This window comes from Corynebacterium sp. KPL4035 (genome assembly GCF_037908325.1).
GTDB lineage: Bacteria > Actinomycetota > Actinomycetes > Mycobacteriales > Mycobacteriaceae > Corynebacterium > Corynebacterium kefirresidentii.
On the sequence record NZ_JBBMGF010000001.1, the window covers coordinates 331,902 to 348,773 of the forward strand.

Genomic DNA, 16,872 nt, shown 5'->3' on the forward strand with positions numbered 1-16,872 from the left:
TCTGTGACGCCTGCGGCTCTAGTCTCGCAATCGCAACTCCCATGCACAAGAGCGGGAAAGCTCTCGGGCACCCAATCTACGGTAGATGGCATTCATCGCTTCGTCTTTGTCCGCCACGGAGCCGTAGCAACGACGTACTTGTGGCCAATGGCGTGCAACGGCGTGAAGCGCCGTGAGCTTGGCTAATTGCGCGAGTCCGCGGCGCCGGTGCGGACGATCGGTGACGGTCAAAGTCCACTCGGCTACCTCGGGATTCGCATCCTCGTGCCTGGCTACTTCTGCCAGCGCGAGGATTTTCCCCTCTTCGCTGGTGAGTGCGATAAGTAACGTATGTCCGCGGCGAGAACGCAGCCGGCTGTGGGCTTCGCGCAACCGCGTGCGAGTCCAGACGATGGGCTCCACCGTCAAATCCCCGGTCTCCGCGTCTTGGGAGGCTAGGGTAAGCAGCCGCATGACCTCGTCGAGGTGGCTTTCTGGGATGTCGTAATCAGCCCACGCTTGCGAGGTGATTCCCGCTGGAAGCAGTGCCGCCACGGGGCTTTCGGGGATGTCCATCACGAGTTGGTGTTCTGCATGCCGGTGCTTAAACCCCAGCTGGCGGTAGACGCTTCCCATGACATCGTAGTCTGGGTCCGTCCCCGGTGGATGCAGAAGACCGACGTGCGCAATGGTGCGGCCGAGCTTCCGGGCAAGCTCCAGCGCCTTTATGCCCATCCACTCGGCTACTTTCTGCCCTTCCTCCTCGAGTTCTTGCCCAGGGAGAGGCAGATCGCACAGCACGCATTCGATCTCGGCGGTTTCGCGCTCTTCTAAAAGCGGCAGGCTGAGGTGGATGAATCCGAGGTAGTCCAGCTCTGGGCTGGGCTCCACCGCAGGTATTAGCGGCAGCCCAAGCTCAGAGACCTCGCCCAGGGTGGAGTCGCCGTCCACTACGGCAAAGAGATGGGTCTGTGATTCGCTAGAACCCTGCAGGCGCTGGACCACGCGGCCCGGTGACGTCGATGCCGCGGCATCGCCGCTTGCTTCTTGGGCCGCCAAGTTGGCCCAAAAGACGAAGCTGCGAATGCAATCCGCTGGTTCGCCGGGCCGTGCGTCTACGGGAGATGCGTGCGGTGGCCGCGGTGGACGCGCAATGTGGACGAGGTGCACTACTTATCGTTGACGGCGTTAGCGGCGGCGTCGGCAAAAGCCTGCCATTGCTCGGCCTGAGCGCGCAGATCAGCGGCTTTCTTTGCATTGCCCTTGGCTTCAGCCGCCTCGGCCTGAGACTTAAACTCATCGACTTTCGCCTGGAATTGTGCCACACGTGCCTGCGCCTCTGGGTCGGTGCGGCGCCATTCAGATTTCTCCGCATCGGTTACGCGCTGCTCCAGCGCCGCGATCTTGGACTCGTATTCGCGCACCTGCTTGCGGGGAACGAAGCCGATCTCTTCCCACTTTTCCTGCAACTCGCGCAGCTTGGCCTTGGCTCCCTCGATTCCCTTAGCAGGATCGATTTGACCGTCGTATTCCGCAATCAAGGCGTCTTTGGCCTTGGCATTTTCTGCGAATTCGCGGTCGCGCTCGTCATTGACGGCATTGCGAGCATTGAAGAACTTGTCCTGGGCGGCGCGGAAGCGGGCCCAGAGTTTATCGTCCACCTCGCGTGGAGCGCGGCCGGCGGCCTTCCATTCGGTCATCAAATCGCGGTAGGCGCGGGCGGTGGGACCCCAATCGGTAGAATCCTGGATGGCCTCGGCTCGCTCGACGAGCTCCTCTTTCTTTTTGCGGGCAACCGCACGGGCGCGGTCCAGCTCAGCAAAGTGGGAGCCGCGGCGGCGGTTGAAGGAATCGCGGGCGCGAGAGTAGCGCTTCCACAGGGCATCATCGGTCTTACGGTCGATACCCTTAATCTGCTTCCACTCCTCCAAGATGGCGCGGATGCGGTCGCCAGCGGCCTTCCACTCGGTGGAGTTTTCAGCAATTTCTTCTGCTTCAGCCGCCAGCTTTTCCTTGGCAGCGATTGCTTCTTCGCGGCGACGCTCCTTATCGGCCTGCGCCTGCTCGCCGGCTTCTACCGAGTGTTCAATCACCGCGCTAAGGCGCCGATCCAAGGCAGCGATGTCTCCGATGACCGAAGCAGTAGCTAGGGTTTCGCGCAACTGCGCTGCGGTCTTTTTAATGCCGACGGCCTCATCAGGATTGGCGCGTAGGCGTGCCTCGAGCAGCTCGATTTCGGTAGATAGATCGTCATAACGCGCGCCGTAGTGCTTAAGGCCCTCCTCGGGGGTACCGGCTTTCCACTCGCCGATCTTGCGTTCGCCCTCTGGAGCAGAAACGAAGACGGAACCATCTGCGTCGACCCGGCCCCACTTGGCCGGGTCATTGTTGCGTGGGGCCTGAACGGGAACAGGCTTTGCGGTGGGGCGAGGGCCCTTTTTGGGCATGGAACCTGGGGTAGGGATGGGAGACATGACAAGCCCTCCTATGCATAGATCGCCGCGCGTCACGGCTGCCGGATAAAATCATTGGATACATTACCGCGAATATCTCGCGCGCGCCCAGATTCTATTTAATTACCTCCACTTGGGTAGATAGTATGGAGAAATAATGTTCAATCTCATGGTAATGCCAGCCTCACCAGCGCTGGCCGTGGAGCTTTCCGCTCATGACGCTGCCTCTCGCGCACTGCTCGCCGCTGCTCGCTCCCTTGCGGTGGAGGCTGCCGCGGCCGGTATCACAGCCGTGGATATCGTTGGCAGCCAAGACCAGCGCTGGTATACCGCCCATACCGGCAGTTTACAGGCCTGGGGAGCAGCCACGGACCTGGGCGGCGGCAATTTTTTTCCCGAGATAATGGCGCGCTACGTACTACACAGCGTGCCGCAGCTTAGCGTCCGCGGTAGTCGGGAGGCTATCGGCCAGCCGGATCCAGCGGCGCTGACCATCGTCGTGGCAGATGGCAGTGCAGGCCTAACCGATCGCGCCCCCTTGTCGCTTGTTCCAGACGCCCAGGCGGCGCACGAGTGGTGCGAGGAGGTGCTGATGGGGGCGTCGGCAAGCAGGGCAGGTAAGTGGCTTTCCCAGCGCGGCGTCATAGAACCCGCACTGTGGGAGGAATTGGCGGGCTTGCGGCCAAAGAAAGCACAGCTTTTGGCCACCGATGCCACCTTGGGCGTTGGCCGCTATGTCGCAGGATGGGAGGTCTAATGCACCCGATTGCAGTCTTTGGTCCCACTGCCTCCGGAAAATCTGCCTTAGGTCTGGCGCTTGCGCATGAACTAGACGGAGAGGTGGTCAACGTCGATTCCATGCAGTTATATCGCGGCATGGATATTGGCACCGCCAAGCTCACCCCGGCCGAGCGCGAGGGGATCCCGCACCATCAGCTCGATGTGTGGGAGGTGACCGAGACCGCTTCCGTGGCGCGCTACCAGCGCGATGCTATCGCGGACGTGGAAGGTATCATGGACCGCGGCAAAACGCCTATTCTGGTCGGTGGCTCCATGCTCTATGCCCAAGCGCTTGTCGACGACTGGCAGTTCCCACCCACCGACCCCGCCGTGCGCGCCAAGTACGAGGCACGGCGCGTGGAAATCGGTACCGATGCCCTGCATGAGGAGCTGGCGCAGGTGGATCCGGCCGCAGCCGCCATTATCGAGGATAAGGATCCGCGCCGTACCGTCCGCGCGCTCGAGGTCATTGAACTAACCGGCAAGCCCTTTAAAGCCAGCCAGCCGCCGAAGGATGCCCCGCCGCGGTGGGGAACCCGCCTCTTGGGGCTGCGCACCACCGCGGACTGGTTGAATCCGCGCATTGAACTGCGCACGCGCCAGATGTTTGCACGTGGGCTCATCGAGGAAGTGGAGAATCTCCAAGGACAAGGCTTGGTGGCTGATTCCACCGCTGGCCGCGCCATCGGCTATGCCCAGGTTTTTCAAGCCCAGCGCGGCGAACTCACGTGGGATGAGGCTGTAGAGCGCACCATTACCGGGACGCGGCGGTATGTGCGCCGTCAGCGCTCCTGGTTCAACCGCGATAAGCGCATTACATGGCTGGATGCTGCAGGCGATACGGCCGCCCAGGCGTTGCGCGCGCTAGGGTAGGGAACATGAAATTTGCCAAGGGTCATGGAACTGAAAATGACTTCGTCATCGTGGAAGACCACGCGGCTGCCACGCCGCTTAGTCCCGAGCGCGTAGCGGCGCTGTGCGATCGCCGCGCCGGTATCGGAGGCGATGGTTTGCTGCGCGTCGTGCGCGCCGATGCTTTGCTCGCAGCAGGTGAAATCGCCGAACTGGCCGAGGGCATTGCGCCCTATGATTGGTTCATGGATTACCGCAACGCCGATGGCTCCGTGGCCGAAATGTGCGGCAACGGCACCCGCGTATTCGCCCACTGGCTGCGCTCGCGAGGCCTAGTGGACGAAGATAAGTTCACCATCGGCACTCGGGCGGGCGCCAAGCTCGTTACTGTCCATTCGTGTGATGCACACGCGGCCGAGGTCACGGTGGAGATGGGCCCGGCCGAAGTAATTGGCGTGTCCACCGCATCCATGGCGGGGGAAAAATATGCCGGTTTGGGCGTAGACATGGGAAATCCCCACCTGGCGGCCGTGTTGCCGGGGCTGGAGGCTAAGGAGCTCGCGGCAAAGACGCTGGAGCAACCCGTTGTCGATGCGGCTTTCTTCCCGGATGGCGTAAACGTCGAGCTGGTGACTCCACTGTGCGACGGCCACGTGCACATGCGTGTCTTCGAGCGCGGAGTAGGAGAGACTCGCTCCTGCGGCACCGGCACTGTGGCGGCAGCGACCGCCGCGCTTGCCGACGCCGCCGTTGACCACACCAGCACCCCCCACGGCACCGTGCACGTACACGTACCGGGCGGGGAAGTTATCGTCGATATTTACGAGGGCGGCTCGCGCTTGACCGGACCTTCCGCGATCGTCGCTACCGGCGAGACCTCGCTGTAGACCGCCTCGTGTCTGGCTAGTGTTTAGGCGCTGCGCCCTTCGCCTTCCTCGAAGGCTTGCTCTTCGAGTTCTTGGCGGCGCAGCGCGCGATTTTCTACTTCGTTCTTTTCATACTTCGGCCCGAGCGCGAAGGCAGCACGGCGGGCAGACAACCACGTTTCTTTCAGTTCGCGGGCGCGCTCATCGGTGACCCTGAGCAAAGATTCCAACTCGTTGGTGCTAATTTCTTCCGCATTAACGCGCAAGTTCAACCGACGCAGGAACCGCCGGGCGCCGGAAAGCTCGTAATGGAAGGCTTGGATGGTGGGGTCGGAACAATCCAAATCTAAAAGCGCCGGCCGGTAGAGCGTGCGGTCCGCCATTTTTTCGGCGGCCGCGGAGGAGCGGAAGTCCTCGTATTCCGCCAGGACGTCTTCGATGTCTTCCGCCGAAAGGCGAATAGAACTGCGCAGTGCTGTCTGCTCCGAGGCATCCGGCCGGGTATGCAGCATAAGCAGTGCCGCCGCGATGAGCAGCGCTGCAATGAAAACCCCGGGGACTTTCAGGGTTGCCACAACCGCCACTGATCCCACCAGGATCAGCACGAGAACCATTACCCGCCGGTTCCTCGCATTTTCAGGGAAGGGCATCCACACAGCTATTTCACCAGGCCTTTATGTCCGTTCTAATGGCCGCCGCAGCCGCAGCCACCGGAGCCACAACCGCAGCCAGCGCCATCGCCGCAACCGCCGCTGGGCAGCTCAATAGACGCCGTAAGCATCGCGGTACCGGCCACGATAGAGTCCTTCGCCGGCAGCTCGCCGGCTCCCACTGGCAGGCAGAGGTCGAAGGGGAATAGTCCATCCATGACGAGGTGAGCGAATTTCTCCCCGGTCAGCTCGCTGGTGCGCCACTCAGATTCCATGACGCGTGCGGCAAAGGAGGCGGCAGGGGTCGGGACCTTGGCACCGGAGCCGGAGGAAATAACCTTGGCCCCCGCGGATTCGAAGAGCGCGGGGAACTCGCCCTCGGCCGCCTCATAGGCAGCGGCGGAATCGTAGGTGCGCACATCCAGCCCCATGGCGGTTAGGGAAATTTGCTGCCACTGCTGCAAGGGTTCGTCGACAAGCAAAGGCCCCTGCGCCAGGTTTGCGGTGGCCTGGGCGATGGTGGTGCCGAAAGGATCGATGATTTCCAGCAGGGCCAGGACATCGTTGACCATCTCCACGTGGGCAAACCCTTGCGTGACGGCATCGAAGCCGATGAAGGTGGCAAAAGGCTCTACCGCGAGGATATTAAGCTGCGCGCCCGACGGATCGGTGAACTGAATGAGCTGGCCACCGCGCACCTCACCGGTAACGGCTAAGCGGTCGCTGGCGATGGCCGCCTCGACCGCATCCTGCCAGCGCTCGAAATTGAGGCCAATGGCCTGCATCTCGGTATTCTGCTTCACCCCAGTGTCCTTAACGTTCATGCCCGCCATTGTATCGCCTTGTCCACCCAGCTAAGAATCCGAAATTCCCGCTTTCGGCCGCAACATGCAAAAATGAAAGGTAGTATGACCGAATTTTCCCAGCATAATAACGACGATCTCCTCGCCCGCGCCTTTCGCGATAACGACGCCCCGGCCACGCCGGAGGCGACGCCCACCACCGGTGACCTCGATCTGGCAGAGCGCAATGCCTTCCGCCGCGTTACCCGTGAGACCACCATCCGCGCCGAGGACACTACCGATGGCTACGAGGTGGAGTACCGAAAGCTGCGCCTCGAGCGAGTCATTTTGGTCGGCGTGTGGACCGAAGGCACCGTGGCCGAAGTGGAAGCCACCATGGACGAGCTGGCCGCGCTAACCGAAACCGCCGGCGCCGAAGTAGTAGAGATGATTTACCAAAAGCGCGATAAGCCGGACTCCGGCACCTACATCGGCTCCGGCAAGGTGAAGGAATTGCGCGATATCGTCGAGGCCACCGGTGCCGATACCGTGGTCTGCGATGGTGAGCTTAACCCCGGCCAGCTCACCGCACTCGAGCGTGCGCTAAACACCAAGGTCATTGACCGCACCATGCTCATCCTTGACATCTTTGCCCAGCATGCGAAATCAAAAGAGGGTAAGGCCCAAGTCTCATTGGCGCAGTTGGAATACCTGTATACGCATACCCGTGGTTGGGGTGGCAACCTCTCGCGCCAGGCAGGCGGTCGCGCCGGTTCCAACGGCGGCGTGGGCCTGCGTGGTCCCGGTGAGACCAAAATTGAGACAGACCGCCGCCGTATCCGTACGGAGATGGCCCGCCTGCGCAAGGAACTGCGCGCCATGAAGACCGCACGTGAGGTCAAGCGCTCCAAGCGCCAACGCTCAACCATTGCGCAGATAGCTATTGCGGGCTACACCAATGCCGGAAAGTCCTCCCTCATTAACGCTATGACCGGCGCCGGGGTATTGGTGGAAGACGCGCTCTTTGCCACATTGGACCCCACCACTCGCCGTGCCACGCTTGCCGACGGCCGCCAGGTCGTCTTCACCGATACCGTCGGCTTCGTCCGCCACCTGCCTACGCAGCTGGTTGAGGCCTTTAAATCCACCCTGGAAGAAGTACTAGCCGCCGATATTATGTTGCACGTGGTCGATGGCTCAGACCCGTTCCCACTAAAGCAGATTGAGGCGGTCAATCAGGTCATCTATGACATCGTCTCTGAGACAGGGGAGCAGGCCCCGCCCGAAATTATCGTGATCAATAAGATCGACCAGGCCGATCCGTTGGTGCTTGCTGAGCTGCGCCACGTCCTTGACCATGAGGACGTCGTCTATGTATCTGCCCGTACCGGTGAGGGAATCGACGAGCTTACCGCGCGTGTGGAACTCTTCCTCAACTCCCGCGATAGTCACGTTAAGCTGCAGGTTCCCTTCACGCGCGGGGATGTGGTGGCACGCGTGCACGCCGAGGGCACGGTGCGCCATGAGGAGTATACGGCCGATGGCACGCTTGTCGACGTCCGCCTTCCCGCACCCACCGCCCGTGAACTCGCTGAATTCATCGTGGAGGAAGTTTCCTAAACTAGCTCAGGTGATCCATAATTAAGGCTCGTGAGCTTAAAAGGTTGGACCGTCCACGGAGACGGTAAAAAGATTGCCCCAGGCGCGGTGGTGGCGCCGGAAGAACGACTCAGCTGGGGCCGCACCATCGGCATCGGTATGCAGCACGTGGTGGCCATGTTCGGCGCCACGCTGCTAGTTCCCACCCTGACCGGATTCCCAGTCAACACGACGCTACTTTTCTCCGGCCTGGGAACCATTTTGTTCCTACTTATTACCCGCAACCGATTGCCGTCCTACCTCGGTTCCTCCTTCGCGTTCATCGCCCCGCTTTCTGCTTCGCAGCAGTACGGTATCGCCGCGCAGGCCGGCTCCATTTTGGTTACTGGCCTTGTCCTTGCCGCGGTGGGCGTCGCCGTAAAGTTCGCCGGCCGCCGCGTGTTGGACGCCGTCATGCCGCCGGCCGTGACCGGTGCGATTGTGGCACTTATCGGCCTGAATTTGGCGCCGAATGCGGCCGAGAACTTCGCCTCCCAGCCGCTCGTGGCGGCGGTGACGCTGATGGTAATCCTGCTGGCCACCGTCGCCGGCCGCGGCATGGTTTCGCGCCTGTCCATTCTCCTCGGCGTGGTCGTGGGCTGGATTTTCGCCGCTCTCACCGGCAACCTCGGCGATGACGCCGTCGCGGCCATTGATGCCGCCCCGTGGGTGGGCCTGCCGCAATTCCACGCACCTTCCTTCAACGTCTCCGCCATTGCCGTCGCGCTTCCCGTGCTGGTGGTCCTCGTCGCGGAAAACGTCGGCCATGTCAAGGCCGTTTCCGAGATGACCAAGCGCGACTTGGATGACTTGGCCGGTGACGCTCTTATCGCCGATGGCCTCGCATCCACCCTCGCTGGCGGCTTCGGCGGCTCTGGCACCACGACCTATGCTGAAAATATTGGCGTGATGGCCGCTACCCGCGTCTATTCCACCGCCGCGTACTGGGTAGCAGCCTTTACCGCCATCCTTCTGGCTTTCGTGCCGAAGTTTGGCGCGCTGATTTTCACCATTCCTACCGGCGTTCTCGGTGGGGCCTGCATCGTCCTTTACGGGCTCATCGGCATGTTGGGTGTGCGCATTTGGATGGACAATAAGGTCAATTTCAATAACCCGGTTAACCTGACCGCGGCCGCAGTGGCGCTCATCGCGGGCATCGGCAACCTGACTCTCAGCGTTGGTGGGGTTTCCCTGGAAGGCATCGCGTGGGGTTCAGTGGGCATTATCGTCGCCTATCCGATCATGAAGAAGCTATACGCTTCCGTCGGCGAAGGCTACGCCGCCAAGTACTAATTTTTCTGCTGTGGATAATTGCCCGCCGCGCGCCCGCGGCGGGCAATTTTGTTGACGGGGCAACGCGGGTTATCCACACCGCTCCTGTGCCTGGCTCGCGTGGGCTTGCGCAGGCTGTTTAACTCAGCGGCATGACCGCATTGGACGCATACTTAAACGCCATGAGCGCCGGAATGGACATCGTCGCCGCCGCTCAAGGGCTCAGTGATCGCGAGCTCATCGCGCAAGGTGCTTCCGACATTGCCGCGCGTGACCTGCTACGACTGTGCGATACTTACTTTGGCAAGTGCGGCTTTTCTGCCAAACAGCGAGCAGCGCGACAGACTACTCATTCCCTCGACGTGCTGCTGCTCATTGAAAAATACGCCCTGCGCTTGCCGACGCAGCGAGATGCCTGGACCCTACGCTGCGAACTGTGTGCCTTTCGCGGCAGTGCTACAGCACTAGAAAAGCGTGCTCGGGCCTTGGTCCGCGAGCTGTGCCCGCGCCGCACACCGGAAAAAGGCGTGCGCATTACCCGTCGTTCCGGTGGCCCGTGGTCGCTGACCATTACTGGGGATTCAGCCGATGTAGCAGATATGCACGCCGCATTGGATGCCAATAAGCCGCTGGAATCTGCCAAAGACCTCTTTTTCGGGAAAGCGAATGCGGCACGCACCACGGTAACGACACAGGTAGTGCTCACCCTCGATGAGCTCGACCGAATAGTCGACGGTGGGGGCGAGGAAATTACCCTGCAGCTGACCAATGGCGCTCAAATGACGGGAGCGGAGCTCGTGGCGCGGACACTAAGCGATCACGGCTATGTCACACTCGTTCACCCGCATGAGGGGCCGGTAAACCTTTATCGAACCTCGCGGCTAGCCAACGACAAGCAGCGGCTGATGGCGGCTGCGCTAAACCCGGTGTGCCCGTGGGAGAGCTGTAATTTTCCCGCGGATGAATGCCAAGTCCACCACCTGAAGGCTTGGAAGCACGGCGGTGAGACTAACGCTGCGAACCTCGCGACTTGTTGTCCCTACCATAATGGAGTCAATGACGATGACCCCAATGCCCCACCTCGCAGAGGACGGCTGGCCCGGATAAACGGGCAGGTGAGCTGGGTGCCACCGTGGGGATAGGTGGCGTCGGCAAGCGAAAAGCTCCCCACCACACAGGCGGGGAGCTTTAAAGCGAACCGTTTTTAGGGCTTAGGAAGCGTCTAGGTCCTTTTCGATGAGGGCAGCAATCTTTTCTACCGCTTCTTCGTTGTCGGAAGTAACAGTAACCTCATCGCCCTGCTCTGCACCAAGAGCCATAATCATCAAAGAAGAGGCCGCATCGGTCTCATCTTCATCGTCATCGCCAACGAGGTTGAGGAAGATGTCTTCGTCGAACTCGCCAGCTGCGTCCGCGATAATGGAGGCGGGACGTGCGTGCAGGCCTACAGAGGAACCTACCTTTACAGTCTTGGAAGCCATGGAAAAGATCCTTTCTTATGGGGATTGTTGCAATCCAGTGTACGAGTGTTTGGTTTATGCCGCCACGTTCTGAGCAGCTTCTTCGACGGCTTTATTAGGCCAGAACTGCTTCATTGCCAGCACCGCTGCGGTCGAGACAACCACACCGGCCGCGATGGCGACGAGATAGCCCCAGAACGGGTCGATGGCGAAGAAGACGAACACACCGCCGTGTGGAGCTCGGGAGCCGACCGACAAGGCCATCGAAACCGCACCTGTCACCGCGCCGCCGGCCATCATCGAAGGGATAACGCGGAAGGGGTCGGCCGCGGCGAACGGGATGGCACCCTCCGAGACGAAGGACAGGCCCAGCAACCAAGCGGACTTGCCGTTTTCCTGCTCGGCCGGAGTAAACAGCGACTTGCGGATGAACGTGGCCAGGGAGAGCGCAATCGGTGCAACCATGCCGGAGGCCATAACCGCGGCCATAATCTGCATGGAGGACTCGTCGCCGGTAGAAAGTCCGGCCGTAGCGAAGAGATAAGCCGCCTTATTGACAGGGCCGCCCAAATCAAAGCACATCATCAAGCCGAGGATGATTCCTATGAGCACGGCCGAGGAACCGGACATCGACGAAAGCCAATTCTGCAGGCCATCCATGATGGCTGCCAGCGGTGCGCCCAGCAGTAGGTACATCGCAAGGCCGACGACGAGCGAGGTCAGTAGTGGGATGATGACAACTGGCATAAGCGAGCCCAGCCAGCGTGGTACCTTCCAATTGCCAATCCACAAAGCGACGAAGCCCGCCAGAAGACCAGTTACCAGGCCACCGATAAAACCAGCACCTAGGGTAACCGCGATCGCGCCGCCCGCGAAGCCTGGGGCGATGCCTGGACGGCCGGCGAGCGCGTAGGCGATATAACCGGAAAGAGCAGCAACGATAAAGCCCATCGCTGCTTGGCCAATGGCGAAAAGAACAGCGCCGAGATACAGCAAGAACCCGGAGCGCTCGAAATGCATAAGTTCGCCGTCCACGGTTACGTCATGACCAGGAAGATTGCCTAGTGAAAAGTCCGTCGACAGTGCCTGCCAACCGTTTGCCATATCGGCGCCGCCAAAAAGGAAGCCGAGGGCAAGCAGAAGACCACCGGCCGCGACGAATGGAACCATATAGGATACGCCGGTCATGATGGCCTGCTGGATGCGCTTGCCCCAACCGAGAGATTTTCCCTCTTCTTCCGCATCGGCCCGGGTAGCGGTGCCGGATACCTTGTGCGCGTGGGGGTTTCGGGCGGCGGCGATGGCCTCGTCGAGCATGGTGTCAGGCTCGTTGATGGCGCGCTTGACACCAGACTCAATTACCGGCTTGCCAGCGAATCGCTCCCGGTCGCGTACGCCAACGTCCGTGGCGAAGATGACCGCATCGGCCGCATCGATGGCGGCTTGGGAGACGGACTCATTATTCGACGAACCTTGCGTTTCTACGGTCAGCGCTACGTCATCGCGTTCGGCCGCGGTCTGTGTGAGGGCGTCGGCCGCCATGTAGGTGTGGGCGATGCCGGTAGGGCAGGCGGTGATGGCCACGATGCGGGTGACGTTGTCCGAAGAATCCGCGGTAGTTGGGGTCGCGGCCGAGGACGAGCCGTTGGAGGCGGCGGAGGAGCCTGTACCGGCGGCACCAGCGGCGGGGGCAGCCGACTCGGTGGCCGGTTTCTTCTTTGGCTTTTCTGCGTTGACTACATCCAAGACAAGGCGAACGATTTCTTCCTTGGTGGGGGCGCTGCGCAGTGCCTCGAGGAAGTCTTTTCGGACAAGGGCGCGGGCTAGCTTGGACAAAATCTTTAGGTGAGCCTTGCCGCCACCGGCCGGAGCGGCGATGAGGAAGACCAACTGGGCGTCTCCATCAGGACCGGAGAAATCTACACCGCGGCCTAGGCGGGCGAATGCGAGGGTTGGTTCGGTGACAGCCTCGGAACGGCAGTGCGGGATGGCAACACCGCCGGGTACGCCGGTGCCGGCTTTAGTCTCGCGGTCGATGGCGGGTTGGGCCAATCCGGCGACGTCGGTGGCTCGGCCGGTGTCGTGGACTAGCGTGGCTAGGTTGGTAATGACGGAGTCAACACTGTCGCCAAAGTCGGCGTCAAGGGCGACAAGTTCCGTAGTAATGAGTTCGGAAGCCATTTTGGGGCGCTCCTTAGGCCAGCGAGTTAACGGTGGTATTAGCGATATCTATTTCTTCAGGGCGAGGAAATTGCGTGCCTTGCTTGGATGCAGCCGCGGTCCCGTAGGCCACGGATCGGGCAAGGCTTGCGGCCGGAGATTTACCAGCGGAGCGGCCGATTAGGTATCCGGCGAGCGCTGCGTCTCCAGCACCTACGGTGGATTTCACGGTGGCTGGAGGGGGAGTGGCAGCCCATGCTCCTTCAGCCGTAACCAGTACGGCACCGGCGCCACCGAGGGTGACGAGCACTTCTGCGATGCCTCGCTTGACGACGTCGCGTGCCGCGCTAACCACTCCCGAATAGTCACCGCGGGCGGCTTGTGTTTCCAGCTCGCGGCCGTCGGTGCCGGTGAGTTGACCGAGCTCTAGACCATTGGGCTTTATAAGATCGGGTGCCGAAGACTCGAGATTTTTCCCGATGGCCAGCATCGGAGCATCGGAGGTATCTACCGCGATGCGGGCCTGTGGTGCGGCCGCACGGATAGCGGAGATGAGCTCGCAATACCAATCGGTATCCACGCCGCGCGGCAAGGAACCTGCCAGCACCACCCAGTCGGCCGCGAGGGCGCGGGCGGTGAGGGCGGAGGTAATGGCTTGGGCATCGGCGTCGGAAAGCGCGGGGCCTGGGCCGTTGACCTTGGTGGTGGTGCCGTCGGGCTCGGTGATGGTGGTGTTGACGCGAATGGAGCCGTCCATAGCAGTAGCCGAAGAAGGCAATCCGGCCGCGTGGATGAGATTCAGGAAGGAATCGGAGTCGTGGGACGGAAAAAGTGCCAGGGTTTGCTCGCCGGCCAAGTGCACGGCATGGGTGACGTTTACGCCCTTGCCGCCTGCAACCTGTGTGACCTCGCTGGCACGGTGGACATCACCGGAAGTTAAAGGCTCGCTGAGTACGAGGGTGGCGTCGATACTGGGATTGGGGGTCAGCGTGAGAATCAAGTTGTCCCTTTCGCAGGTTATATATTGGGGCCGAACGCCGCGGGAGAGAACCTTTGGGAATGGCCCGCCCTTAATGTTGATTCTTGTCCGGATGTGTCCGAAAGTCAACAGAAAACTGTGGTATACATTGCTTTTCTATCCGATTTGTGGTGTTCTGGAAGTCAATATCCGCTATCTTCGAAGGAAGTATGCTCATGGAAAACGCGTCTGAGTCCACAATCAAAGGCACCGGTGTCGTTGCCGGAGTCGCCTACGCCGAAGCCGTGTGGGTCCGCCCTCGCCCGGCCCTGCCTATCGAGGGAAGCATTGACCCAGAGCAAGCAAGTGAATCCGAGTACAATCGCTTTCTTGCGGCCGTGGATACGGTTGCTAATCGATTGGAGAAGCGCGCGGCAGCCGCAGAGGGCCAAGCGGCCCAGGTTCTCACTGCAACCGCCGGTATGGTCAAGGACCGTGGCTGGCACAAAGCAGTACGCAAGAATATCCGCACCGGTAGGAACGCGGAATTTGCCACCGTTGGCGCGACTGACAAGTTTGTCACCATGTTCGAAGCCGCTGGTGGCGTGATGGCCGAGCGCACGACCGACTTGAAGGACGTACGCGACCGCGTCATCGCTGAGCTACGTGGTGAAGATGAGCCAGGCCTGCCTTTGGTAGATGGCGAGGCCGTCTTGTTTGCAGATGATTTGGCCCCGGCCGATACCGCAACGCTAGATACCAAACACATTAAAGCCCTTGTTACGCAGCTCGGTGGCCCCACTAGCCATACGGCCATCATCGCGCGCCAATTGGACATTCCGTGCATCGTGGCGGTGGGCGCTTCGCTTAGCGACATTGAAAGCGGCACGCTGGTATTTGTCGATGGCGCAGTAGGAACCGTGACTTGTGGTGCCGATGCGGAGACCTCCACCAAGGCCGTTGCTGAATACCGTGAGCGTGCAGCACGCGTTGCTCAGTGGCGCGGACCAGCTAAGACCAAGGACGGTCACAGCGTGCAGCTGCTGGCAAATGTTGCTGATGGCAATGCCGCCCGCATCGCTTCGGAGTCTCAGGCAGAAGGCATCGGCCTGTATCGCACGGAGTTGTCCTTCCTTTCGGCCAGCGAAGAACCCAGCGTGGAGGAACAAGCAAAGATCTACGGAAAGGTTTTCAAGGCCTTCCCCGAATCCAAGGTAGTTGTGCGCACATTGGACGCAGGCTCCGATAAGCCAATTTCTTATGCCACGCTAAGCTCTGAGGAAAACCCGGCATTGGGCGTTCGCGGTCTGCGTATCGCGCGAGATAATGAAGCTTTGCTGACCCGCCAGCTTGATGCAATTGCGCAGGCTGCCGAAGCCCGTGATGATAAAGCCTCTACGTGGGTGATGGCTCCCATGGTTGCCACTTCTACCGAAGCGCAGTGGTTTGCCAACTTGTGTCGTGAACGCGGCCTGACTGCTGGCGCTATGATTGAGGTTCCCGCCGCAGCGCTTATGGCGGATAAAATCATGCCGCACCTCGACTTCGTATCCATCGGTACCAATGACCTGACTCAGTACACGATGGCTGCAGACCGTCTGTCCCCGCAGTTGGCCTACCTGACCGACCCGTGGCAGCCGGCCGTGCTGCGACTTATCCAGCACACCTGCATTGTGGGCCAGGCCAATAACGTTGCAGTAGGCGTATGCGGAGAAGCAGCGGCCGACCCCATGCTGGCCTGCGTGCTTACGGGCTTGGGCGTGAATTCGCTGTCCGCAGCATCTACTGCAGTAGCAGGCGTAGGCGCACAGTTGGCAGAAATTACCTTGGAACAGTGCCAACAGCTCGCTGAGGTGGCATTGGATGCGGAAAGCCCTGATGCCGCCCGTACTGCAGTGGTAGAAACCATGGCATCCTTCGCCTAGCTTGAGGCGAAGGAGCGGGATTTATTCGCTGGCGAGTACGACTTCAATTTCGTGCTCGCGCAGCGCCTCCACAAAGGAATCGGGGGCTGCGGCGTCAGTGATGACGACATCGATATCAGCGGCGGGGGCGAAGCTTACCAAGTAGTCATTGCCTAGTTTGCTGGAATCGCACATCACTACGACCTTGTGGGCGTTGGTGACAAAGGCAGACTTGATGGCTGCTTCTTGGGGATCGGCCGTGGAAAGCCCGTGATCCAGGGTCAGGGCATTGGTTCCGATGAAGGCGACGTCGGCGCGCATGAGCGCTAGCGTGCGCAGGGCGGTGTCGCCGACGACAGCTTGGGTGATCGCGCGAACCGTGCCGCCAAGCAGCTGGACGTCCGGTACTCCGCTGCCTGCCAAGGACAAGGCGATGGGCAGACTATTGGAGACGATGTTGAACTGGCCTTGGGGGTATTGCTGTCCTATCAGCTCAGCAAATGCATTAATCGTAGTGCCCGCGTCGAGGAAAATGCTGCCGCCGCCGTGGGGTAGAAAATCCAGCGCAGCTCGGGCGATGGCGGCTTTCGCGCCGGAGGCGGAACGCTGCCGAGTGTCTAGGGTAAGTTCCGCAGTTTGAAAGGACTGGGATGCTACTGCGCCGCCATGCACGCGATGGACGACGCCCTCTCGATCCAACACCGCTAGATCGCGTCGAATGGTTTCGGCCGTGACTTCGAAGCGCTCGGATAGCTCAGTGACGTTGACGCGACCTTCAACGGCGGTGAGAGACGCTATCTGGCGGCGCCGCTCTTCTGCGTACATTATTCCTCCTTGGACTTAAGCACACCGCGGGGAGTAGCGGGGGTAAAAATTCCCGGATTCTGTGGATAGGAAAGTCCCGCGATGTTGTTTTTCTTAGTCCATTGTCTCAAAAATCGGGAAAAACCGGACTAAAGCAAAAATTTGCACAGCTATCACCGCGCTACGAAGTACGAAAATAACTGGTCAGGGCAAAAATTGGCAAAGTGGGATTTTCTTCTCCTTTGCTGTCTGGGTCCAAAATGGCGCCAAAATGGGGGTGGCTGGCGGAGAAGCTATATTAATGAGAAATGCGC

15 protein-coding genes are annotated in these 16,872 nt (G+C 60.6%); 7 read left to right on the forward strand and 8 right to left on the reverse strand.

The genetic code is table 11. The features are described 5' to 3' along the window. Nucleotides 1-18 precede the first annotated feature (18 nt). Complete coding sequence (locus WMP96_RS01570; RefSeq protein WP_301715675.1) at nt 19-1,149, reverse strand: GNAT family N-acetyltransferase; 1,131 nt, start codon at nt 1,147-1,149, stop codon at nt 19-21. Next, entirely contained in the window at nt 1,149-2,453 is a 1,305-nt protein-coding gene (locus tag WMP96_RS01575; RefSeq protein ID WP_023021366.1) for a DUF349 domain-containing protein, read from the reverse strand. Before WMP96_RS01575 ends, WMP96_RS01570 begins: the two co-directional genes overlap by 1 nt. A gap of 136 nt (nt 2,454-2,589) precedes the next feature. Here WMP96_RS01575 and WMP96_RS01580 point away from each other — a divergent pair, with 136 nt between their 5' ends. The 3 genes from WMP96_RS01580 to dapF are packed head-to-tail and all read left to right on the forward strand — an operon-like array spanning nt 2,590 to nt 4,951. Further along, nucleotides 2,590-3,189, forward strand: a complete 600-nt coding sequence (locus tag WMP96_RS01580) for a hypothetical protein (protein ID WP_340431978.1) — start codon at nt 2,590-2,592, stop codon at nt 3,187-3,189. Then, nucleotides 3,189-4,085 (forward strand): tRNA (adenosine(37)-N6)-dimethylallyltransferase MiaA, encoded by an 897-nt coding sequence (gene miaA, locus WMP96_RS01585; protein ID WP_239207608.1) that lies wholly within the window; start codon nt 3,189-3,191, stop codon nt 4,083-4,085. Before WMP96_RS01580 ends, miaA begins: the two co-directional genes overlap by 1 nt. Before the next feature lie 5 nt (nt 4,086-4,090). Further along, complete coding sequence (gene dapF / locus WMP96_RS01590; RefSeq protein ID WP_239204174.1) at nt 4,091-4,951, forward strand: diaminopimelate epimerase; 861 nt, start codon at nt 4,091-4,093, stop codon at nt 4,949-4,951. Nucleotides 4,952-4,974: 23 nt separating this feature from the next. On the opposite strand, the gene WMP96_RS01595 is transcribed toward dapF, so the two are convergent. Both WMP96_RS01595 and WMP96_RS01600 read right to left on the reverse strand, forming a co-directional pair. Next, a complete protein-coding gene (locus tag WMP96_RS01595; RefSeq protein WP_301715677.1) occupies nt 4,975-5,580 on the reverse strand; it encodes a hypothetical protein in 606 nt (201 codons plus the stop codon). Nucleotides 5,581-5,615: 35 nt separating this feature from the next. Beyond that, nucleotides 5,616-6,413: a hypothetical protein gene (locus tag WMP96_RS01600; RefSeq protein ID WP_340431981.1), complete on the reverse strand. Its 798-nt coding sequence runs from the start codon at nt 6,411-6,413 to the stop codon at nt 5,616-5,618. 75 nt (nt 6,414-6,488) lie between these two features. Here WMP96_RS01600 and hflX point away from each other — a divergent pair, with 75 nt between their 5' ends. The 3 genes from hflX (at nt 6,489) to WMP96_RS01615 (ending at nt 10,414) form a co-directional block, all read left to right on the forward strand. Next, a complete protein-coding gene (gene hflX / locus WMP96_RS01605; RefSeq protein WP_301715679.1) occupies nt 6,489-7,982 on the forward strand; it encodes a GTPase HflX in 1,494 nt (497 codons plus the stop codon). A 30-nt stretch (nt 7,983-8,012) separates the two neighbouring features. Next, nucleotides 8,013-9,293 (forward strand): uracil-xanthine permease family protein, encoded by a 1,281-nt coding sequence (locus tag WMP96_RS01610; protein WP_340431984.1) that lies wholly within the window; start codon nt 8,013-8,015, stop codon nt 9,291-9,293. A 131-nt stretch (nt 9,294-9,424) separates the two neighbouring features. After that, a complete protein-coding gene (locus tag WMP96_RS01615; RefSeq protein WP_301715681.1) occupies nt 9,425-10,414 on the forward strand; it encodes an HNH endonuclease signature motif containing protein in 990 nt (329 codons plus the stop codon). Nucleotides 10,415-10,483: 69 nt separating this feature from the next. Here WMP96_RS01615 and WMP96_RS01620 read toward each other — a convergent pair whose 3' ends face one another. From WMP96_RS01620 to WMP96_RS01630, 3 genes are read right to left on the reverse strand one after another with little or no spacing between them, the layout of a single operon-like run. Next, the gene (locus tag WMP96_RS01620; RefSeq protein ID WP_023021375.1) at nt 10,484-10,753 is read right to left on the reverse strand and encodes an HPr family phosphocarrier protein; all 270 of its coding nucleotides are present in this window, start codon (nt 10,751-10,753) and stop codon (nt 10,484-10,486) included. A 54-nt stretch (nt 10,754-10,807) separates the two neighbouring features. Continuing rightward, the gene (locus WMP96_RS01625; RefSeq protein WP_340431986.1) at nt 10,808-12,913 is read right to left on the reverse strand and encodes a PTS fructose transporter subunit IIABC; all 2,106 of its coding nucleotides are present in this window, start codon (nt 12,911-12,913) and stop codon (nt 10,808-10,810) included. Nucleotides 12,914-12,926: 13 nt separating this feature from the next. Beyond that, nucleotides 12,927-13,892 (reverse strand): 1-phosphofructokinase family hexose kinase, encoded by a 966-nt coding sequence (locus WMP96_RS01630; protein WP_301715683.1) that lies wholly within the window; start codon nt 13,890-13,892, stop codon nt 12,927-12,929. 194 nt (nt 13,893-14,086) lie between these two features. On the opposite strand from WMP96_RS01630, the gene ptsP reads away from it, so the two are divergent. Beyond that, nucleotides 14,087-15,775, forward strand: a complete 1,689-nt coding sequence (ptsP, locus tag WMP96_RS01635) for a phosphoenolpyruvate--protein phosphotransferase (protein WP_340431990.1) — start codon at nt 14,087-14,089, stop codon at nt 15,773-15,775. A 21-nt stretch (nt 15,776-15,796) separates the two neighbouring features. Here ptsP and WMP96_RS01640 read toward each other — a convergent pair whose 3' ends face one another. Beyond that, nucleotides 15,797-16,579, reverse strand: a complete 783-nt coding sequence (locus WMP96_RS01640; RefSeq protein WP_023021379.1) for a DeoR/GlpR family DNA-binding transcription regulator — start codon at nt 16,577-16,579, stop codon at nt 15,797-15,799. Between the last annotated feature and the right edge of the window lie 293 nt (nt 16,580-16,872).